General features: G+C 62.4%; 17 protein-coding genes. 5 read left to right on the forward strand and 12 right to left on the reverse strand.

Annotated features, from left to right (window positions below):
* Positions 1-21 precede the first annotated feature (21 nt).
* From uvrB to L284_RS31615, 5 genes are all read left to right on the forward strand, one after another.
* Positions 22-1,998 carry an excinuclease ABC subunit UvrB gene (uvrB, locus tag L284_RS31595; protein ID WP_017980845.1) on the forward strand — a complete coding sequence of 659 codons (1,977 nt, stop codon included), beginning with the start codon at positions 22-24 and terminating at the stop codon, positions 1,996-1,998.
* 22 nt (positions 1,999-2,020) lie between these two features.
* A complete protein-coding gene (locus L284_RS49015; RefSeq protein WP_017980846.1) occupies positions 2,021-4,675 on the forward strand; it encodes an excinuclease ABC subunit UvrA in 2,655 nt (884 codons plus the stop codon).
* Positions 4,676-4,819: 144 nt separating this feature from the next.
* Positions 4,820-5,905 (forward strand): Dyp-type peroxidase, encoded by a 1,086-nt coding sequence (locus tag L284_RS31605; protein ID WP_026151879.1) that lies wholly within the window; start codon positions 4,820-4,822, stop codon positions 5,903-5,905.
* On the forward strand, positions 5,898-6,719 hold the full coding sequence (locus L284_RS31610; protein WP_017980848.1) for a family 1 encapsulin nanocompartment shell protein: 822 nt from the start codon (positions 5,898-5,900) through the stop codon (positions 6,717-6,719). The genes L284_RS31605 and L284_RS31610 overlap by 8 nt, the downstream gene beginning before the upstream one ends.
* Positions 6,720-6,771: 52 nt before the next feature.
* Positions 6,772-7,353, forward strand: coding sequence for a PRC-barrel domain-containing protein (locus L284_RS31615; protein WP_017980849.1), 582 nt, complete (start codon positions 6,772-6,774; stop codon positions 7,351-7,353).
* 11 nt (positions 7,354-7,364) lie between these two features.
* On the opposite strand, the gene L284_RS31620 is transcribed toward L284_RS31615, so the two are convergent.
* The 12 genes from L284_RS31620 to L284_RS31675 form a co-directional block, all read right to left on the reverse strand.
* Positions 7,365-7,661 (reverse strand): type II toxin-antitoxin system RelE/ParE family toxin, encoded by a 297-nt coding sequence (locus L284_RS31620; RefSeq protein ID WP_021233331.1) that lies wholly within the window; start codon positions 7,659-7,661, stop codon positions 7,365-7,367.
* The gene (locus tag L284_RS31625; protein ID WP_021233332.1) at positions 7,658-7,936 is read right to left on the reverse strand and encodes a type II toxin-antitoxin system ParD family antitoxin; all 279 of its coding nucleotides are present in this window, start codon (positions 7,934-7,936) and stop codon (positions 7,658-7,660) included. Before L284_RS31625 ends, L284_RS31620 begins: the two co-directional genes overlap by 4 nt.
* A 116-nt stretch (positions 7,937-8,052) precedes the next feature.
* Complete coding sequence (locus tag L284_RS31630) at positions 8,053-9,972, reverse strand: type IV secretory system conjugative DNA transfer family protein (RefSeq protein WP_017980852.1); 1,920 nt, start codon at positions 9,970-9,972, stop codon at positions 8,053-8,055.
* Positions 9,973-9,993: 21 nt separating this feature from the next.
* Positions 9,994-11,004: a P-type DNA transfer ATPase VirB11 gene (gene virB11 / locus L284_RS31635; protein WP_024310571.1), complete on the reverse strand. Its 1,011-nt coding sequence runs from the start codon at positions 11,002-11,004 to the stop codon at positions 9,994-9,996.
* Between the two features lie 3 nt (positions 11,005-11,007).
* Entirely contained in the window at positions 11,008-12,297 is a 1,290-nt protein-coding gene (gene virB10, locus L284_RS31640) for a type IV secretion system protein VirB10 (protein ID WP_017980854.1), read from the reverse strand.
* A gap of 1 nt (position 12,298) precedes the next feature.
* The gene (locus L284_RS31645; protein WP_017980855.1) at positions 12,299-13,306 is read right to left on the reverse strand and encodes a TrbG/VirB9 family P-type conjugative transfer protein; all 1,008 of its coding nucleotides are present in this window, start codon (positions 13,304-13,306) and stop codon (positions 12,299-12,301) included.
* Between the two features lies 1 nt (position 13,307).
* The gene (locus L284_RS31650) at positions 13,308-13,985 is read right to left on the reverse strand and encodes a virB8 family protein (RefSeq protein ID WP_017980856.1); all 678 of its coding nucleotides are present in this window, start codon (positions 13,983-13,985) and stop codon (positions 13,308-13,310) included.
* A 443-nt stretch (positions 13,986-14,428) separates the two neighbouring features.
* The gene (locus L284_RS31655; RefSeq protein WP_017980857.1) at positions 14,429-15,478 is read right to left on the reverse strand and encodes a type IV secretion system protein; all 1,050 of its coding nucleotides are present in this window, start codon (positions 15,476-15,478) and stop codon (positions 14,429-14,431) included.
* A gap of 53 nt (positions 15,479-15,531) precedes the next feature.
* The gene (locus L284_RS31660) at positions 15,532-15,768 is read right to left on the reverse strand and encodes an EexN family lipoprotein (RefSeq protein ID WP_020486680.1); all 237 of its coding nucleotides are present in this window, start codon (positions 15,766-15,768) and stop codon (positions 15,532-15,534) included.
* A 3-nt stretch (positions 15,769-15,771) separates the two neighbouring features.
* On the reverse strand, positions 15,772-16,494 hold the full coding sequence (locus L284_RS31665) for a type IV secretion system protein (protein ID WP_017980858.1): 723 nt from the start codon (positions 16,492-16,494) through the stop codon (positions 15,772-15,774).
* Position 16,495: 1 nt separating this feature from the next.
* Complete coding sequence (locus L284_RS31670; RefSeq protein WP_017980859.1) at positions 16,496-18,862, reverse strand: VirB4 family type IV secretion/conjugal transfer ATPase; 2,367 nt, start codon at positions 18,860-18,862, stop codon at positions 16,496-16,498.
* Positions 18,855-19,187, reverse strand: a complete 333-nt coding sequence (locus L284_RS31675; RefSeq protein WP_017980860.1) for a type IV secretion system protein VirB3 — start codon at positions 19,185-19,187, stop codon at positions 18,855-18,857. The genes L284_RS31670 and L284_RS31675 overlap by 8 nt, the downstream gene beginning before the upstream one ends.

Consider the following 19,187-nt stretch of genomic DNA (forward strand, 5'->3'; position numbering starts at 1 on the left):
AAACCGGCAGGAGGATTTCCAGTGTCGACCGATGTTTTCATACTGCACTCGCAATACACGCCGGCAGGCGATCAGCCCGAAGCGATCGCGCGCCTGATCGCCGGCGTCGAAGAGGGGGCACATCACCAGACCCTCAAGGGCATCACGGGCTCGGGCAAGACCTTCACGATGGCGAACATCATCCATCGTCTGAAGCGCCCCACCTTGATCCTTGCCCCCAACAAGACGCTGACATCGCAGCTCTATGACGAGATGCGGCGATTTTTCCCTGAAAACGCCGTGGAGTATTTCGTCTCCTATTACGACTATTTCCAACCGGAAGTGTATCTGCCGGGCCGCGATGAGTTCATTCCGAAGGATTCCTCGATCAACGAGCATCTGGAACGGTTGCGCCTGTCGACGACAAAATCGCTGATCGAGCGCCGCGATACGATCGTCGTCGCCTCGGTATCGTCGATCTACGGCATGGGCGATCCCGACAATTATCGCGCGCTCCAGGTTCCGCTGACCGAGGGCGCGCGGTTGGGACAGGAAGAGCTTTTCCGCAGCCTGGCGCGCCTGCAATATGATCGGGCCGAGCATAAGCTGAAGCGCGGCACTTATCGCGCTGATGGCGACGCTGTTGAGATTTACCCGGCGGATTCGGAATATAAGGCGCTGCGCGTCGGTTTGGCAAACGGCGTGATCGCGTCGCTCCAATGGTTCGATGCGGCGACCGGCAAGCCGATGGAAAGCGCCGATCACTATCTTGTCTCGCCCAAGACTGTTCTGGCGGCGACCGCAGATCAGGCCCGCAAGGCCGCCACGGCGATCCTCGAAGAGTTGGAAACGCAGGTCGAACGGCTGACCAGCGAAAACCGCCTGACGGAAGCGGCGCGCCTCTATGATCGCATCACCAACGATGCCGAGATGTTGCGCGAGGTCGGATATTGCTCGGGCATGGAAAATTACGCCTGCTATCTGAGCGGTCGTGACCCTGCGCTCCCGCCCATAACCCTGCTCGACTATCTGCCCAAGGACGGGCTGCTGTTCGTCGACGAATCGCATGTGATGATCCCACAGATCTCGGCGATGTTCCGGGGCGACCAGGCCCGCAAGGATACGCTGATCGATTATGGCTTCCGCCTGCCGTCTTCGAAGGACAGCCACCCCCTGAGCTTCCACGAGTTCGAACAGGTCAAGCCGCAGACGATCTTCGTGTCCGCCACCCCCGGCGCTTATGAGGTAAAGGCCTCGCAAGGCAGGGTGGTTGAACAGATCGTGCGGCCGACCGGCCTGCTCGATCCGAAGGTGGAAGTCCGCCCGTCCCAAGGCGCGCGTGACGATTTGCTACGCGAGATCGCGCAGCGCACGCAGCGCGATGAGCGCGTGCTGGTTACGACGCTGACCAAGGTTGCGACCGAGGAGCTGCACGCTTTCCTCGAAAGCGAAGGCATTCGCGCGCGTTACATGCACTCTGACATCAAGGTCGAGGATAGGGTCGCGATCATCGAGGGCCTGCGCGTGGGCGAGTTCGACGTGCTGATCGGGATCAGTTTGCTGCGCGAAGGGCTCGACATCCCAGAAGCGTCGCTGATTGCGATCTTCGATGCAGACCGCGCGGGCTTCCTGCGCTCGGCCCAGGCGCTGATCCAGATGATCGGCCGCGTCGCGCGCAATGTGAACGGCACCGCTGTCCTCTACGCCGATATGGTGACGCCGGCGATGCGGGCCGCGATCGATGAGACCGAGAGCCGGCGACAGCGCCAGATCGCCTTCAACGAGGAGAACGACGTCACACCGCTCTCGTCGGTTCGCGGCCTGGCGTCGGCGCAGCCCTACGGGCAAGAGCCGTCGGTCCATTCGGAAGCCTTCTGCGAGAACCTGTACGAGCTTTGCGACCGGATCACGGAGAAGGAACAGGCGCTGCTCGCGGCGGTGGATCACGGCCAAGAGGATCGGGCCGAGACGATCCGGGGCGAGCTGGACGGCCTCTACCGTCAGTTCATTTATCTGTGACGCGCCGGGTGAAAGTGACCGAATGAGCAAGGATCAGGAGCCTCAAACCACCCCCGGCAAGGAACGCGCGCCGCGATCCGGCTTCGTACAAGTGCGCGGCGCGCGGCAGAACAACCTCAAGAATGTTGATGTGGACGTTCCGCGCGATGCCTTCGTGGTGTTCACCGGCATATCGGGATCGGGCAAGTCGAGCCTCGCCTTCGGCACCCTCTATGCCGAGGCACAGCGCCGCTATCTGGAATCGGTCGCGCCCTACGCCCGCCGCCTGATCGATCAGGCCGGCGTGCCGGAGGTTGACGCCATCGACGGGTTGCCGCCCGCGGTCGCGTTGCAGCAGCAGCGCGGCTCGGCCAATGCGCGGTCTTCGGTTGGCAGCGTGACGACGCTCTCCAGCCTGGTGCGGATGCTCTATTCGCGCGTCGGAGAATATCCGCGCAATCAGCCGATGCTCTATGCGGAGGACTTCTCCCCCAACACCGTGGCCGGGGCCTGCCCGACCTGCCACGGCATCGGGCGCGTCTATGACGCGACCGAAGAGACGATGGTGCCCGACGACAGTCTCACCATTCGCGATCGGGCGATCGCGGCATGGCCGCCGGCGTGGCACGGCCAGAACCTGCGCGATATCCTTGTGTCGCTCGGCTATGATGTCGACACGCCATGGCGCGATCTTCCGAAGAAGGATCGTGACTGGATACTCTTCACCGACGAGACGCCGACGGTGCCGGTCTATGCGGGTCTGACGCCCGAACAGACGCGCGTTGCCCTCAAGCGTCGTATGGAGCCGAGCTATCAGGGCACCTTCACCGGCGCCCGTCGCTACGTGCTGGAGACCTTCGCCAACACCAAAAGCGCGCTGATGAAGAAGCGTGTCTCGCAATATATCATCGGCCGCGATTGCCCGACCTGCGACGGCAAGCGCCTGAAGCGCGAGGCCCTGTCGGTGAAGTTTGCCGGCCTGGACATCGCCGAGTTTGGCGACCTGACGGTGCTGAAGCTCCGGGACTTGCTCACGCCCGTCGCCCATGGCGAGTATGGTAGCGCCTCGACGACCCTGAAGGGCCATGTTCTCGGCAAGGCGGCCCGCGATGCGGCGGTTGAACGTAGGGTCGCGGCGGGAGGCTCGGCACACAAGGCAGCGCCTGACGTGCGCCGCACGCCCAATCTTTCCGATGAGAAGCGGGTCGCCGCGCAGCGTCTCGCATCCGAGCTGCTCGAACGGCTAGGCCCGCTGATCGACCTTGGCCTTGGCTACATCTCGCTCGACCGCAGCACGCCGACGCTTTCCTCCGGCGAGCTGCAACGCCTGCGCCTTGCCACTCAATTGTCGTCACAGCTTTTCGGCGTGGTCTATGTGCTGGACGAGCCATCGGCGGGGCTGCACCCGGCAGACGGCGAAGCGTTGCTGACCATCCTTGAGCGGCTGAAGGCGGCGGGCAACTCGCTGTTCGTTGTCGAGCATGATCTTGACGTGATCCGCCATGCCGAATGGCTGGTCGATGTGGGGCCAGGTGCCGGCGAAAAGGGCGGCGAAGTGCTCTACAGCGGCCCGATCGCAGGGCTTGCCGGCGTCGAGGCGTCGATCACCCGTCGCTATCTGTTCGCAGAACCTGACGCCCATGACCGGACCCCGCGCGAAGCAAAAGCATGGCTCCGTCTTGAAGGTGTGACCCGCAACAATCTTCACGGGCTCGACGTCGCGCTACCGATTGGCTGCTTCACCGCCGTCACCGGGGTTTCAGGATCGGGCAAGTCCAGTCTTGTCAGCCAGGCACTTCCGGAGCTTGTGACGGAACAACTCGGCGGCACGCCGGCTGCCGAGGAGGAGGATACCGATCCGCTGCTCGATGTTGCGCGGGAAGAGACCGAAGGCCGCATCGTTGCGGGCATGGAGCATGTGCGCAGGCTGGTGCGGGTCGATCAGAAGCCGATCGGCCGCACTCCACGCTCGAACCTCTCCACCTACAGCGGCCTGTTCGATCATGTGCGCAAGATCTTCGCGAACACCCCACTGGCGCGCCGGCGCCACTACAGCCCGGGCAGGTTCTCCTTCAACGTCGCACAGGGCCGCTGCCCGGTGTGCGAGGGTGAGGGCTTCGTCATGGTGGAGCTGTTGTTCCTGCCCAGCGTCTATGCGCCCTGCTCGACCTGCCATGGCAGCCGCTACAATCCGCAGACGCTCGAAGTCGAATGGAACGGCCGCAACATCGCCCAGGTGCTTGAGCTGACGGTGGACGAGGCGTGCGACTTCTTCGCGAGCGAACCGTCCGTCATGCGCTCGCTCGATGTGCTGCGGGAGATTGGCCTCGGCTATCTGAGGCTTGGACAGCCGGCGACGGAACTGTCGGGCGGCGAGGCCCAGCGCATCAAGCTCGCGACCGAGCTGCAACGCGCCCAGCGTGGCAACACCATCTACATCCTCGACGAGCCGACTTCGGGGCTTCACCCTTCCGACGCTGATCGGCTGATGCGGCACCTGCAGGGCCTTGTCGATGTCGGCAATACGGTCGTCGTCGTCGAGCATGACATGCGAGCTATTTCACAGGTGGATTGGGTGATCGATCTGGGGCCTGGCGCTGGCGAAGATGGTGGCCGGATCATCGCGAGCGGCGTCCCTCACGATGTTGCCGAAGCGCAAGGCAGCCTGACCGCGCCTTATCTAAAGGCGGCGCTTTAGCCGCTTGGACGCCGGCGACAGGGGGGAGTGGGACTATGGTGAGTCTTGTCGATTGGGGTGTGGCGATCCCGATGATCGAGCACCGGCCATGTCTTGCTGGGATGTGATAGCGATGGTCCTGCCCGACCATTCAGGGAGTTGAACGTGCCTTCTACCGTCTCTCAAGATGTTACCGCTCGTTCCCAGGCCGTCGATGCCCGGCTTACCCGCGCTGCGATCTTTCTGGTCGTCTCGATGGGCGCCGGGGAGAAGCCGGAAGCGGGGGTGCGGGGTCTTTGCGCCATCCTGTCGTCGCTGGTTCGTGGCGTGGGCTTCCGGGCGGCAGACGGCGGACTTTCCTGCATCATGGGGATCGGCTCCGATGCTTGGGACCGGCTATTCGGAGCGCCGCGGCCGAAGGAACTGCATCCGTTCCGGGAAATCCGCGGCGTCCATCATGCGCCTTCGACGCCCGGCGACCTGCTGTTTCACATTCGCGCCGCGCGTCAGGATTTGTGTTTCGAGATGGCGGCGCAGATCGTGAAGCGTCTCGCCGGCTTCGCCTCGGTGACGGACGAGGTGCATGGCTTCCGCTACTTCGACGATCGCGACCTGCTGGGATTTGTCGACGGGACGGAAAACCCCGTCGAGCAGGGAGCCAGAGATGCCACGGTGATCGGGGCGGCGGACGATCCGGTCTTCGCTGGCGGCAGCTATGTGATCGTCCAGAAATACCTCCACGACCTCGACAAGTGGAACGCGATTCCCGTGGAGCAGCAGGAGAAGATCGTAGGGCGCGAGAAGCTGTCGGACATCGAGCTGGACGAGGCGGCCAAGCCGAGCTTCGCGCATAACGTGCTCACCAACATCGAGGAGGACGGCGAGCAACTCCAGATCCTGCGCGATAACATGCCGTTCGGCGATGTTGGTAAGGGCGAGTTCGGCACCTATTTCATCGGTTACGCCCGCTCGCCGACCCGCATCGAGCGGATGCTCGACAATATGTTCATCGGTTTGCCACCCGGCAATTACGATCGCTTGCTCGATGTTAGCCGGGCCGTGACCGGCTCGCTTTATTTCGTGCCGTCGGCTGATTTTCTGGACGAGGTAACGCCGGAGCCAGCCACGGCCGATGGCGATGAGGCGGTAGCCGAGGCGCCCGCATCCACGGCGCCGGCACCGGAGCCCTCGTCAGCATCGGATGGATCGCTGCGCATTGGATCACTCAAAGATGAGGCAGGACATGAATAACCTCCATCGCGAACTCGCCCCCATCTCCGACGCCGCTTGGGCGCAAATCGACCAAGAAGCGACCCGAACTCTCAAGCGCTATCTGGCCGCGCGCCGCGTCGTGGACGTGCCGGAACCGAAGGGGGCCACGCTCGCGGCCGTGGGAACGGGCCACACCAAGCCGATCGATGCGCCCAGCGATGGCGTCCAAGCCGTGCGGCGTGCGGTCAACGCCGTGGTCGAACTGCGCGTGCCCTTCACGCTGACCCGCGCGGCGATCGACGATGTGGAGCGCGGCTCCGAGGATTCGGACTGGCAACCGCTCAAGGAAGCCGCCCGCACGATCGCCTTTGCCGAAAATCGCGCGATCTTTGATGGCTATGCCGCTGCCGATATCGGCGGCATCCGTCCCGGCGCGAGCAACGAGCCGGTGCCGCTGCCCACGGCCGTCGCCGGATATCCCGCCATCGTCGCCCAAGCCGTCGATCGGTTGCGCCTTGCCGGGGTCGAGGGGCCTTATCGACTGGTGCTGGGCGATGATCCGTTCACCGCGATCAGCGGCGGCAGCGAGGAGGGCTATCCGGTGCTCCAGCACATCAATCGTCTGGTGGACGGCGATATCATCTGGGCGCCGGGCATCATGGGCGGCGTCGTCCTGACAACGCGGGGCGGCGATTTCGAACTCGATCTCGGACAGGATTTGTCGATCGGCTATCTCAGCCACACCGCCGAGGCGGTCGAGCTGTACCTGCAAGAGAGCTTCACCTTCCGGCTGTTGACGAGCGAGGCGGCTGTTTCGCTCCCGACAACGGAAGCGTCGGCGCAGCCGGCGTGAAGGCGTTGCCGGTTGCGCCGCCCGCACGCGGGCCGCAGCGAGGGGTGGGACAATGATAAGTCTCGTCGGTTGGATCGCCACGATCGCGACGATGATCGCGGCGATGATGACGGCTTCCAACCTGGGCGCGCGCGTGACGGGCTGGGGCTTCGTGGTGTTCAGCATCAGCTCGGTTTGCTGGACCACATTGGGCTACGCCACAGGACAGACAGCCTTGGTTGCCACCAATGGATTCCTGATGCTGACGAACCTAGTTGGTATCTGGCGATGGTTGGGGCAGCAGACCAAATATGAGGATGGCGGCCGATCGGCCGAAACAGCCAGCCAAAGATCCGATACGCCGAACCTGTTCACCGCGACCGGCCTGATCGGCATGGCGGTTGATGACAAGAGCGGGATGAATCTGGGCCGGGTTGTCGAGGCCCTTATCGAATGTTCGACCGGCAGGATAAACTATGTGGTGATCTCGGACGAGCGATATGCCGGTCTTGAAGAGACATTGCGAGCGGTGCCGCTCGAATCCCTCAGGATCGGCTACACGCGCATGACGCTGTTGCTGGACGGCCCGAGCTTCCTGTCACAGCCCGGCCTCAAAAGTCGTGACTGGCCCGCCTTCGCTCCGATCAATCCCTAGCAAGCGATCGCTCACACCAATTGGAGCGCGCGATCATGATCTTGACCGGGGCCAAGAAAGCGCAGGATCAGGATACGGTGGGCTTCTGGCCGGTAGAGGATGCCATAGCGGCGATAGGAACGGCGACGGATACCGTAGCGCTCATAGCGAGGCACCAGAGGATAGCCTTGGGGCAGATCGGCAAGGCGACGGGCCGCCTCACGCAATTCCTCAACAAAGCTGATGGCTCTCGCGGGATTGTCCTTTTCGATATGCTCGGCGATGTGATCGAGGTCGGCCAGCGCATCCGGCGTCAGGATGACTTTCATTGCGGCTGAGCGCTTGCCCGTGTCCGAATCCTGTCGATGATAGCATCGCAGGCGTCGTCGAGGTCGTGGGTGCGCCCCGCCTCGGCATCGGCAAGGCCGCGTTCGATCGAGGCGTCAAGATCATGCAGCCACCGTTCGACATCCTGCGTCTCGCCCTGATCGCGCCGAATGAGATCGCGAACATAATCACTCACGCTGGCATAATGCCCGCTGTCGATGCGGCGCTGGACGTAATCCCGCATAGGGTCCGGAAGGGAGACGTTCATCGAAGCCATAAATCACCTCACTACCATTATGGCAAAAACTGCCATCGGTTTCAAGGCGCCTGCCTCTCTTGTGCAGCCGATCCGCCTTCGCGTCACCGCACCGACGAGGGTAAGATCACATAACGCTAAGCGACCTTTGGCTCGCCTACCATGACAATATGTTGGAAAAGCTTGCTGGTGCGTTCCCCGGCAGGCGCGGCCATGGCGGCGGCGATCGCGGCTTGGTTCAAGCGATGGTGGGTCGGGGCCGTGCCTCCGCCTCCGGATTGCGGCCCAGGACCATGAGCAGGCGGGGCCGAGCCAAGGGCGCCATTATCATCCGCCTCGGCCGCGGCGATCACCCGCAGGCTGTTTATCGGTGCGGTGGGATCGGGTCGAATGTTCGGCATTTGCGGTGCGGGGATCTTGGTCAGCGCGACCATGGCCTTCTCCGTATAATAGCGGATTTTCTTGCCATAGACGGGCGGGATGCCGAGGCGCAGGACGATCATGTCCTTTTCGGGGAGCTGCATCAGCTCTTGAGGAAGCATCAGGGGCCGGCGCTGATCGGATTCCGATACCGAGCCGCCCCCACGGCCCCACATGCCGAAGGAGCGCGACTTGGCGCGAAACGTATAAGTGCCAAGCCGTTCGGAAATATCCTTCGCATCATCGTTGGTCGCGGGGCGCATGACCATTTGGACGCCGCAGTTGGATTCAATCTCCGTGGCGACTTTCGGCCCATAGACGTTCTCGAGCTGCGCTCCGCTCTGGATGACGGGGAGGAGGCGAATGCCATAGCCGGCGACATAGCTGAAGCCATTGGCGATCACCGACGCGCGGCCGAGGCGCGAGAACTCGTCGAGCAAGAGCAGCAAGCGAACCTGGTGCTTGTTGCCCGAGGGCAGCTCGCGGACATTGAGGTCAATGAGCTGCTGGAAAAGCAGGCCATAGATCGGTGCCACGCGATCCAGATCATCCGGCGAGACGCCGAGATAGAGCGAGATCCGCTTGTCGCGGAACTCGCGCAGATCGAAATCGCTGACAGCCGTTGCCGCATCGACATAGGGGTTCAGCCACAGATTGATCTTGGCGGTGACGGACTGGCGGGTTGACGTGAAGGTATTGGCCGAGGCCATGATCCAATCCCGCAGCGCCGACACGCACGCCCCTGATAGCGGTTTGCCCTCCCGCTCGCGCTGCGAGATGATTTTGGGAAATCGCTTTTGTGCATCGCCGGCGGCGAATTGGCGGTAGATTTCGCCGATGGTGAAGGGGAGCGCATCGTCGCCATCATCCACCGTGGCGGCGACATAGGCCGCGACACCGAGAAACGCCGTCCTTGCGCTTTCCGCCCAAAACGTCTCGCCCTGCAGGGGCAGGGGAAAAAGCATGACGCTGATTTTTTGCAGCTCGTTGACGACTTCGACCTGATCGCGTCGGTTGATGTACGCGAGCGGGTTGTAGCGGCATGTGCGACCGTGGGCATCGAGCGGGTTGAACAAGAGTGTTTGCTGGCGAAGGTTCGTCATCCGAAAGCCTGCTGTCGCCGCCCAATTCTCTTGCTTCACATCGAGGACGACAACCGAATCCGGCCATTGGAGAAGGTTCGGGATCACGACGCCGACGCCCTTGCCGGCGCGGGTGGGTGCTTCGAGCAAGACATGCTCGGTTCCCCCAAAGCGCATGAACTTGCCATTGATGCGGCCGAGGAGAATGCCGGCATCCTCCAAGAGCTTGGCCTTGCGGACCTCGCCGATCCGCGCCCAGCGGGCTTCGCCGTGGAGCTTCTGGCCCGTGAAAAGCGACGACACGATACCGATCAGGCAGACCGCGAAGGCGATGAAGAAACCGGCGAGAAACGGCTTCCACACGATCGGCAAGTGGCGCATCGACCATAATGCACCCGGAACGCGCGCCCAGGGCGTGTGCGCCGAGAGGAGATGCGCCTTCCAAAGGACCACCACGGCGCCGATCGCGGCGCTTATCATCAAGCCTATGATGACGAGGAACGCGATGGCGGCCGGCTCGGACGCCCCTTGGTTGCGAACCATTTTGCCGCTCATAATGCGATCCTCCGCTCGAATCTAATCGCGAGGCTTGCCCGCAGGATCGAACCACACTTCCGTCATACGATAGCGCGCCGGCTTCCCGTCACCTGGGGGAAGGCGGTGCATCTGCACGACGATATCAACCAGCGAGCGCAACAGGGCGCGGATGTCGTGCCGATCGAGATCGTTGCCGCCTTCCGATTCCTTGACCAGCAGCGTAAGCTGTTCCAGCGCACCTTCGGCCGTATTGGCATGGACCGTGGTTATCGAGCCTGGATGGCCGCTATTGACGTTGCGCAGATAGAAGAAGGCGGTGCCGTCGCGTAGCTCTTGGAGCAGGATGCGATCGGGTCGCATACGCAACGCCGATTCCAGCAATTCCTTTGCGCCAGCTTTTTGAAGGCCCTTTCCGTCCTTAGAATACATCATGTGGACGTGGTTGCGCTGTGGCACCACCAGCTCGCGGGTGTCTTCGATCGTCAGGATGCGCTCGTAATCGGGAATGAGCCTAATCAGGCCCTTGGAGAAGCTCGTCTTGCCGGAACCCGTGGCGCCGGAGATCAGGATATTTTTGCGGGATTCGACCGCGAGCCGGAAGAAGCCCTTCCAGTCGCCGGCCTCGCGAAATCGCATCAGCGCGGAGTCGACCTCTTCATGCAGGCCATGAGCGCGGACCTCACTGAAAAGCCCGGCGCGGTCGAAATCGTCGATGTCCATAGAGACGCCCGACGCTTTCCGGATCGTGATCGAGACGAAGCCCCGCTCCACGGCAGGGGGGACGACGACCTGCGCGCGCTCGCCTCCCGGAAGAACCGAGGAGACGATCGGATATTCGGCGGTGACATCCTGTTTGGTCAGACCTGCGATGAGCTTCGCGAGCGTCATGAGGGCCGCATTGTCCAATGCCGGCTCCTTATGCCATTCCCAACCGTTGCGCGTCTCCAAGCCGATCAGGCCCGGCTCATTGATGACCAGCTCCGTCACGTCCTCGCGGGCTAGGTGACGCTCTATCGGCGCCGCATTGTGCTGGTATATCGACGACGCCACAAATCAGCGCCTCAGTCGCACGTCATAGACGGACCGGAAATCGAAATCCTTGGCGACGAAGATTGCAGCCGTATCGCCCTGATTCTTCTTCAGGATCGGCTTGATCTGCATGGTTTGGTTGAGGACCGTCTGTGCAGTATTGCCCGGAACCTGTGTCGAGTAGGTGCCTTCGCCGGCGACGGCGCGACTGGCGATGTTCGACGCATCTTCCAGCACCGAGATCACAAGCCCCATGCCGAAGCGCGCCCAAAACTGCGTATCGACGCCTCCCGGCAGGCCGGCGCGGCCAAGGCTATCAGCCGCAGGCGATCCCAAGTCGATCGCCACACCGCGCGGCGTGAGTGCGCGCGTCCATAGGACGAACAAGCGAGCCTGCCCCTGTGTGATGCCGCCCGAATATTGCCCCAGCACCTTCGTCCCTTTGTCGAGCAGGACGATGCGACCATTTTCCGAATAGACGTCATGATTGATGACGCAGTTCACGAAGCCCGCCTGCGTCGAGTTGATGGCCGTCTGCAGAGTGCAGGGTATGACCGTGCCAGCGCTCAACAGAAGGCTCCGATCGGGGATCACGCTCGCCCGTACTGTCTGGATCGCCGCATGGTTGAGCTGATCGCTGAAATCGGTCGATCCCTTACCCGACGGGCCGGCATCATCATTCTGCCCGAAGCCGCTGGCCCCGAAGTTGCGCGGGCCGCCTGGCTGGCCTTGCCCTTGGCCCTGCCCATCGCCTTGAGGCTGGCCATTCCCTTGCGGTTGCTCGGCCGAGACGAGGCTTGTCCCCGGTGATCCGGCGGATGCGATACCCGTGCTGCCGAACGCCATGATCGGCGATCGGCGCGCAGCATCCGCCATCGAGCGTGCCTGTTCGGCTCGCTTCTGCTCTGGCGTCTCCTGACCATTCGCCGACACCGGCGCCGGATTCCCGTTCGCATCGGTAGCCTGGTTAGGCGTCGCCGCGATCGGGCGGCCGAACATATCGGTTTGCGGGGCATTGGGTTGGCCGAGCTGGCCGGCGAGCTGCGCGCGCTGCGCGTTCGGTGATCCCATCACATCGGCCACGGCCCGATCGCTGGCTTTTGCCGGCTGCTCGGCGGGCTTTGCGGAGCCGGAATGGTGGAATGCACCATAGCCGATCGCAATGCCGCCCATGGTGCCGATCAGTGCGAGGCCGGCGCCGAGGAAAGCGATATTTCCCCAACCGCCGCTGCGCGCAATGGGGCTGCTCTGCTCGCTGGGGGGGACGGTATCGGCGCCGACTTCGCCGCCGCGGTCAATGAGGTTATCGGCCATCTTACTGCCCCTTCACTTTACGTTCGACGATGTTGGAGACGGTCCCCGTCCGATCGCCGCGATCGTTGCGAGGGGGCGCTTCATTGTAGATGCACAGCACCACGTTGCCGCGACGGAGCCGAAGCTGCCGATAGACCGCATGGATCACGACAAAATCCTCGCGCACGTCGTAGGGAACGATCGTCTCGGTCCCGTCCACGTCAACGGCAAAAATTGAAGGTATGTCGGCGTGGCCTGGGTAGCGCAGCACCGTGAACTCGCCATTGTCGGAGATCTCGGTGGGCTGGAGCGAGGAGTCGCCCTGCACCGTGTAATTCATGTTTCGCGTTCCTTCGATCACGGCATGATCGAGCGCGGCTGTGGTGATGTTGTTTTCGACCGCGCGCGCGGCCTGTACCTCGGCGAGCTGGGTCTGAAGCGTCGCCATAGCTCGCTCCTCGCGCGGGTAATGGAACCGGATGCCATACATTGCCTCGCCGGCGCCGAGAGTGAGATTGAAATGATAGGTGCGCGGCGCGCCGTTGACGTTGGTGACGACGATCAGGTTGGTTCCGCCAGCCTTCTCGCGCGGCTTGAGGAACACGATGTTGCCGACGGGCGCGATTTGCCATGAGATCGTGTCGCCCAACGCCGCCTGCGTCACGGTTTCATTGGGGCCGAACTGGATTTCGATCGCATGGCGAAAACTGCCCACGATCGTCACGACCTGATCGGGATCGTAGTTGACGTTGCGGACCCGCGCATCCTTTGGGCCAGGAACGGGCGTCTCGGATGCGATAGCCGGATGCGGAGCGAGCGTGACGGCCACGGCCCCAACGACCGAGAAGACGACGAGCCGGTGCCACACCGCCCCGACACCACGCCAGAAACGGCTTTTGGCGCCGCTATCCGTCACCACCAGCTTGCTTGCCGGAGGCGAGAGGCGCTCGCCCAGCTTCTTGCGGAGCGCGGGGAGGAAGGGGATCACGACGCGATCGGCGCCGTCCATGGTCTTCGGCTGTTCGGTCATGTCACGCCTCCGGGTCAGAGCGATAATTCACGACCTGGAAGCCGAGAGGATTCAGGTTGCGATCCTTCTCATGCTCGGGGGCCGTGGTGAACTTGAAGGTCATGATCGCGTTCCAGTTCTGCGCGACCGGCGTGTTCTGCCCCATCGTGATGATCTTCGTGTAGCGGACTTGCGCCACGGTCGGGCTCAGGAAGCTGATCGTGCGGATTGCGATCGAGACGAAGCCTTTGTCGCCGTAGATGTTCGACGGGGCATTGCTGTTGCCAGATTGAACGCCGTTGAGATAACGGCCGCCTTCAGCCTGGTCGCTCATTAGCATCACCGTATAGGCGTTCTCACGAGCTGCATCGTTCAACCAGCCCTCGCGCAGCCGCACATATTGCGAAATGAAATAGCGATTGACCGCATCGTCGTAGGTGCGGGGCTGAGGCCCCTTGAGGGCCGTCACGATCTCTGCCTCGCCCGAGGTCTTATCAACCCGGATCACATAGGGCTGTACGGTCTTGAGAGGTGTGAGCATGACGACAGCCGCCACAGACGCGACCGCGAGCGCACATGCCCCTCCCGCGACGGTCCACGCCACGCGCCGGGACTGGATCGCCGCGCGCATTCGGTCGTATTCCCACGTCCTCGCGCTTTCGAGGTATTTTTCCTTATCTTCTGCCTTCACCGTAGCCATGGCGTCGATCCCTTCGTCAGCAGGGGAGGTAGGACAGCGCAACGGCCCGCTGGGACGTCCCCGGCGCTGACGGTAGAGTGTTCATGGCGCCTCGCTTCGGAGGCGTGGCGGGTTCCTGGCCGGCGTCGGGGGCTGATGCTGGCGGCGCCGGCAGCGGCGCCGGGCCGGGGACATCAGGTGCGGGCGAGGCTGCCGGTGGAGCCACCATGGACTGTCCGCCTCCACCTTGCGATGCGGGCAGCGGGACAGGGAGTGTCGGCAGAATCGTGCCGTAGAGATTGGCGGGGCGGCGATGCTTGCCGTCGCATACCGGAGCGGGCTTGATGTGAGTCCCGGTGCATCCGCTAAGTGCGAGGGCACCTAACGCCACGATAGTCAGCCTTTTCATAGAATCTCCGTCCGTCTTTTCCGCGATGTTCCCAAGGTTCATGAGTGGAGAGCGGTCAGCCGCCCCCGGAAGCAGATCGAGCGACGGAGCCGCCAGTCGCGGGGGCTCCACCAGCGCGGGGCGTGTTCGCGGCCAAGCGTCGGAACATCAGGCGATTGGCCGCCATGTTCATGCCGGTTTGCAGGAAGCCATGGCCACCCGAGGACGCTCCGCCCGCGATGCCCGAAGCGATCGAAGGCGCTTGGAAGAAGAAGATCGTGCCGACGATGTAAATCGCGCAGCACGCGACGGTCGCCACAATCATCAGGTCGGTGTTGAGGACCGCGTAGGTATCCTCCATCTGGACAAAGTTGGACGCATCGCCGATCGACCCCATGATGCCGTCCATGGAGGCTTCCTGAAGGCCGGTGATGAACTTCGTCATGATCGCCATGACGACCATCAGGAGGATGTAATTCGCGGTCTGTTTGAGCCAGCCATCAAAGAGCCAGCGCGAGGAGTTGAATAAGAGGCAGGCGAGCGCGAGCGGCGCGAGCGCAACGCAGATCGACACAGCCAGCTTCGCGAAGATGACGATGCAGAACCCGACGGCGGCCGACAGGAAGGCGAACACATAGAGGACGCCGATGCAACCATAGGTCACAAGCGCGGACTGCAACTGGATCAGCGGCGTGCGGAAATCGGTGATTCCCTGTGAAGGCATCTGCTGGATGGTCGCGTTCGCCTGTTCCATCCGCGACGCCAATTTGCCGGTATCGGAGACGTAGGTATCGAAAGTGGTGCCGGGGTTAGTGACAGGCGTTCCCGATCCCGCCGAAATGATGTCGGACGGGAGCTGCGTGGCGACGTTCACGACGAGCGCCGAGTAGCCGACGGCGCTGGCTGCTGCTATCGCGAAGCCGACCTTGCCGGCTTGGAATACCAGCTCGCGCAAGGGGGCCTGGATTGCGCCGCGAAGAACCGCGAAACCCAGAAGCAGGAAGTAGATTGTCGCGGCGACGCCGAGTGGCGCAGCCACGAAGCTGACAAGACCGGACCCGAAGCTCGCCACGGCCGATGTAATTGCGCTTTCTACATAGCCATACATGGTCGTGAAAAGGACCATGAGATTGGGCGAACTTCCTGCCATCGGTTTATACCTTGTTCAAAGTGGCTGGATCATTTCGAGTTGATCTTTTGCATGGCGATCGAGCGCCGCGCTTCTCGCGTCGTGAAACAAAGATTATCCTTCTGATCGGCAGGGAGATTGCTGTATTCCCCGCTGTCACATTTCGTTTTCCATTCCGCGAGAAGCTGCGGATTCTTTATCAGCTCGTCCGTTGTCGGGACCGCAGGGGGTTGTTGTTGACAGCCGGCAGCGGCCAGGGCGAAGCACAAGACGAGCAGCTTTCGCATGGGTTACTTCCTGAGAGTGTTGGCGTCGTAGAATGAGGCCGCATTGCGGGCAGCCGAGGTTTGCGCCGTCGCGATCGCAAGGTTCGCGTGTCCAAACTGAGCCGTCTGGATCGCCTGCAACTTCAGCATGTCGTTCTGGAGCTGCGCCTGCTCGACCGAGATACGGGCGTTCAGGTCCATCACGTCCTTGGGGTCTTTGGCGCTCGACAGTTGCTCGCGGAGCTGATCGAGGAGCTGCATCCGCTGCTGCGTCACGTTCAACGTGTTCTCGCCGAAGGCGGCCGTAGCAGCGGCAGAGCCGGTCGCATCCTTGAGCGCCTGGTTGTAGGCGGTGTCCGCGTCCGACCCGGAGGACGAAATCGTGTAGCGGGACTGGATGCTGCTGGCGAGCGAGCCCAGCGAGCCGATCTTGGTCAGATCGCCGCCTAACAGCGTTTGTGCGTCGATGGTCGTGTTTGGCAGGAGGTTGCGCGTCTGAGAATTGAAGAGACTCGATGCGATGCTGTTCACGTTCGTCAGCTTTTGCAGCGAGTTGAGCGTGTTGGTGGCGGTCGAGATTTGCTGCTCGCCCTGTTCGATCATCTTGATCGTGTTCTGAACGGTCGCGAGGGCTTGTATGTAGCCCGTGGAATCGAAAACCGGGATACCCTGCGCCGAGGCCGGGGCGGCGGTCGCAGCGAGCGCCAAGGGCGCCGCTGCGAACATGATGATGTGCTTGAGCGACATATCAGCTTCTCCTTTCATGTGCGTAGAAGAGCGGCAGCCACGCCGCAGGATCGTTGCCCGCTCGGGCAATGGCATCTTCCATGACCGCCAGAGTTTCGGCGCGGCCAGAAAGCACGGATAATTCATCGCCCATTCCGCCGAGATCGAGCTTCGCAACGATGGACGTGTGGCCCTGCTTGACGAGGAAGCAGCGGCTCTCCGGTGTCAGATCCTCGCGGATCAGGCGGTATTCCGCTTCCGTTAGGCCCAAACCGTCGCAATAGTCGGATTTCTTGGCATCGGAATTGGGCAGGAGGATCTTCGTCGCGGTCTGTTCGATGATCGAATGCGCAATCGGCGAGCGCAGGGCGTCAGCCGGGGATTGGGTGCCGAAGACCATGAACGCATTGCGCTTGCGGAAGGTCTTGAGACCGTCCTGTGCGAAGGCCCGGAAAGCGTCGTCCTGTAATGCCTTCCAGAACTCGTCGATGTCCACCACGACACGCTGGCCGTCCAGCAGCTCGTCGACCCGATGGAAAAGGTAGAGCATCATCGGCGTGCGGATTTCCGGGTTTTCGAGGAAGTCCGTCATGTCAAAACCGACGAAGCGGGCCGCCAGCGACACTTCATCGACCGGGCCATCGAACGCCCAGCCCAATGGGCCGCCCGAACACCAGCGTTCGAGCCGCGCACCGATGCCCTCCGCGTCCGAGTAGCTTAGCAACTCACGCAGATCGTGGAATGATCGCTTCTCGGCAGGGAGCTTCATCACCGCATCAAGGCCATCGTCGATCAGCTTCTCTTCGCCGACCGTGAGCGGCCGCCCTTCGCGCCGCACCAGCACGCGGATGAACTGGCGGAGAAACGCCATGTTTTCGTGTGTCGGCGAGAGACCCTTCAACGGGGCAAAACCCGTCGGTTCGCCGTTCCTCAAGGCCAGATAGGTGCCGCCACAGGCACGCACGAAGATCTCCGCGCCCCGGTCCTTGTCGAAAAAGACCTGCTTGGCCCCTGTCTTTTCAAGCTGTGCTTGCAGGAAGTTTTGCAGCACCGTCTTGCCTGCGCCGGTGGGGCCGATGATAAGCGTGTGGCCGATGTCCTGCCGGTGGAAATTAAACCAGAAGGACGAGCCGGCGCGCGTCTTGAGAAGCGTCACCGCCTCGCCCCAATGGTTCCCCGACTTGCGACCCGCAGGGAAGGTGTAGAACGGGCTGAGGGCTGCGAAATTGCGGCTGTTGATGACCGCAGGCCGCGCCCGCATTTTGAAATTGCCGGGAAGCTGCGCCCAAAACGCCGCTTCCAGCGCCACGTCCTCGCGGGCCATCACCATGCCGGTATCGGCCGCGGCGGAACGCGCAATGGAGAGTCGATCGAGCAGGCGCCGCTTGTCATCGTCCATCACCGCGATCGACAAATGATGCTCGCCCAGGACGAAGCGGTTCGCCATCAGATCATCGACGCCATCCAGCAGCTCCATGGCCTGACTGACGCCGGCATCGTCGGACGACACCATTTGCTTGTATTTTTTCGTGAAGCGCTCGCTCGCCACGGACTTTACCAGCGGCGCGAAGCTCTGCGTCAGCACGAACGGGAAATCGAGCGTCAGCAGGCTATTGAACTGCCCCGTCCGCGTCGTGGCGACATATTCGCGGACGCCGAACATACCGAGCCAGTGCGACTTGTCGGGGAGCCGAATTTCAGCGGCCTCGCGCCCGAAGATCACCCGCGACGTATAGAGGGCCTGCCCGAGCCGCCCGTTCAACAGCGGCACGCGGATGCGGTCGCCGGTCAGGATGAAGTGCAGCACCTCCATGGGTTGCGAGAAAAGGTTGCCGTTATGCTCGTAGAGCGAGAGCGGCGTCGGGCTTGTGTCCGCCAGCAGCGATTCAAAATCGCGGCATTTGTCTGCCATGATCGCGAGAGCGCGATCGTCAATCTCCGCACCGGGTTGGCGCTTGGCGAAAAGGCGTGTCACCTGGTCGCCGGCCATGTTCGAGGGCCGCACGATGATCGTGACGTAAAACTCGTTGTGGTAGAGAACCTTTTCCTTCAGCCGCTCCGCGTAACGCTCCTGTAGCGTGCGGGCGAAATCGGAATGGAACTCGCCTTCAAGGATAGGGTCCGTCGCCGTGCGGACGAGGTGCGTCCAGAGGGCAACCCGATCGTCACCGATCGAGCGCCACGCGATGTTGAGCTTGTTATGCCATGTGTTGAGATCGGCGATGTCGCTCGTCTCGAACGGCCGCCCGTCGACGCGATACATCCGCATGAGTGAGCCGTCTTCCAGCGCGACGATCGTGTCATCGACATGCCGCGTGTAGGGGATGAATTTGATGTCATCCGCTTCGCGAAGGGCGACCTGTTTGTGCTTCAGGGTGAATTTAGCCATTGCCGAATTGCTTCCGCTTCACGCCTTGGGACAGGCGGACGGGAGAGTAGCTCCCGCCCCCCCAGAATTTGCGGTTTTTGGAGAGAAATACGGTCTGAAACCAAAGGCCCCACAGCCGAAACGCATTGTAGTCGTAGTGGACTATCATGCGGGCCGGGAAGTAGAGCGCTCCGAACATGGCCAGGGGGAAGAAGGGATTGTGCATGATCCCCCAAAAAACCATGCAGACCATGATGATCGGCAGGATCGCCTCCAGCGGCAATCCCATGAACACCGATGGCCTGGTCAGGGCGAGAAAGACCTTATCCTCGGCCAGCTTGTCCAT

The organism is Novosphingobium lindaniclasticum LE124, assembly GCF_000445125.1.
GTDB lineage: Bacteria > Pseudomonadota > Alphaproteobacteria > Sphingomonadales > Sphingomonadaceae > Novosphingobium > Novosphingobium lindaniclasticum.

Bases quoted from the DNA above. Each gene is read 5' to 3' on its own strand.
- L284_RS31645 (WP_017980855.1), bottom strand. From the start codon at position 13,306: ATGACCGAACAGCCGAAGACCATGGACGGCGCCGATCGCGTCGTGATC.
- L284_RS31650 (WP_017980856.1), bottom strand. From the start codon at position 13,985: ATGGCTACGGTGAAGGCAGAAGATAAGGAAAAATACCTCGAAAGCGCG.
- L284_RS31655 (WP_017980857.1), bottom strand. From the start codon at position 15,478: ATGGTCCTTTTCACGACCATGTATGGCTATGTAGAAAGCGCAATTACA.
- L284_RS31675 (WP_017980860.1), bottom strand. From the start codon at position 19,187: ATGGACAAGCTGGCCGAGGATAAGGTCTTTCTCGCCCTGACCAGGCCA.
- L284_RS31615 (WP_017980849.1), top strand. From the start codon at position 6,772: ATGATAAGTCTCGTCGGTTGGATCGCCACGATCGCGACGATGATCGCG.
- L284_RS31665 (WP_017980858.1), bottom strand. From the start codon at position 16,494: ATGTCGCTCAAGCACATCATCATGTTCGCAGCGGCGCCCTTGGCGCTC.
- L284_RS31660 (WP_020486680.1), bottom strand. From the start codon at position 15,768: ATGCGAAAGCTGCTCGTCTTGTGCTTCGCCCTGGCCGCTGCCGGCTGT.
- virB10 (WP_017980854.1), bottom strand. From the start codon at position 12,297: ATGGCCGATAACCTCATTGACCGCGGCGGCGAAGTCGGCGCCGATACC.
- L284_RS31630 (WP_017980852.1), bottom strand. From the start codon at position 9,972: ATGAGCGGCAAAATGGTTCGCAACCAAGGGGCGTCCGAGCCGGCCGCC.
- L284_RS31620 (WP_021233331.1), bottom strand. From the start codon at position 7,661: ATGAAAGTCATCCTGACGCCGGATGCGCTGGCCGACCTCGATCACATC.
- L284_RS31625 (WP_021233332.1), bottom strand. From the start codon at position 7,936: ATGGCTTCGATGAACGTCTCCCTTCCGGACCCTATGCGGGATTACGTC.
- L284_RS31670 (WP_017980859.1), bottom strand. From the start codon at position 18,862: ATGGCTAAATTCACCCTGAAGCACAAACAGGTCGCCCTTCGCGAAGCG.
- L284_RS31610 (WP_017980848.1), top strand. From the start codon at position 5,898: ATGAATAACCTCCATCGCGAACTCGCCCCCATCTCCGACGCCGCTTGG.
- L284_RS49015 (WP_017980846.1), top strand. From the start codon at position 2,021: ATGAGCAAGGATCAGGAGCCTCAAACCACCCCCGGCAAGGAACGCGCG.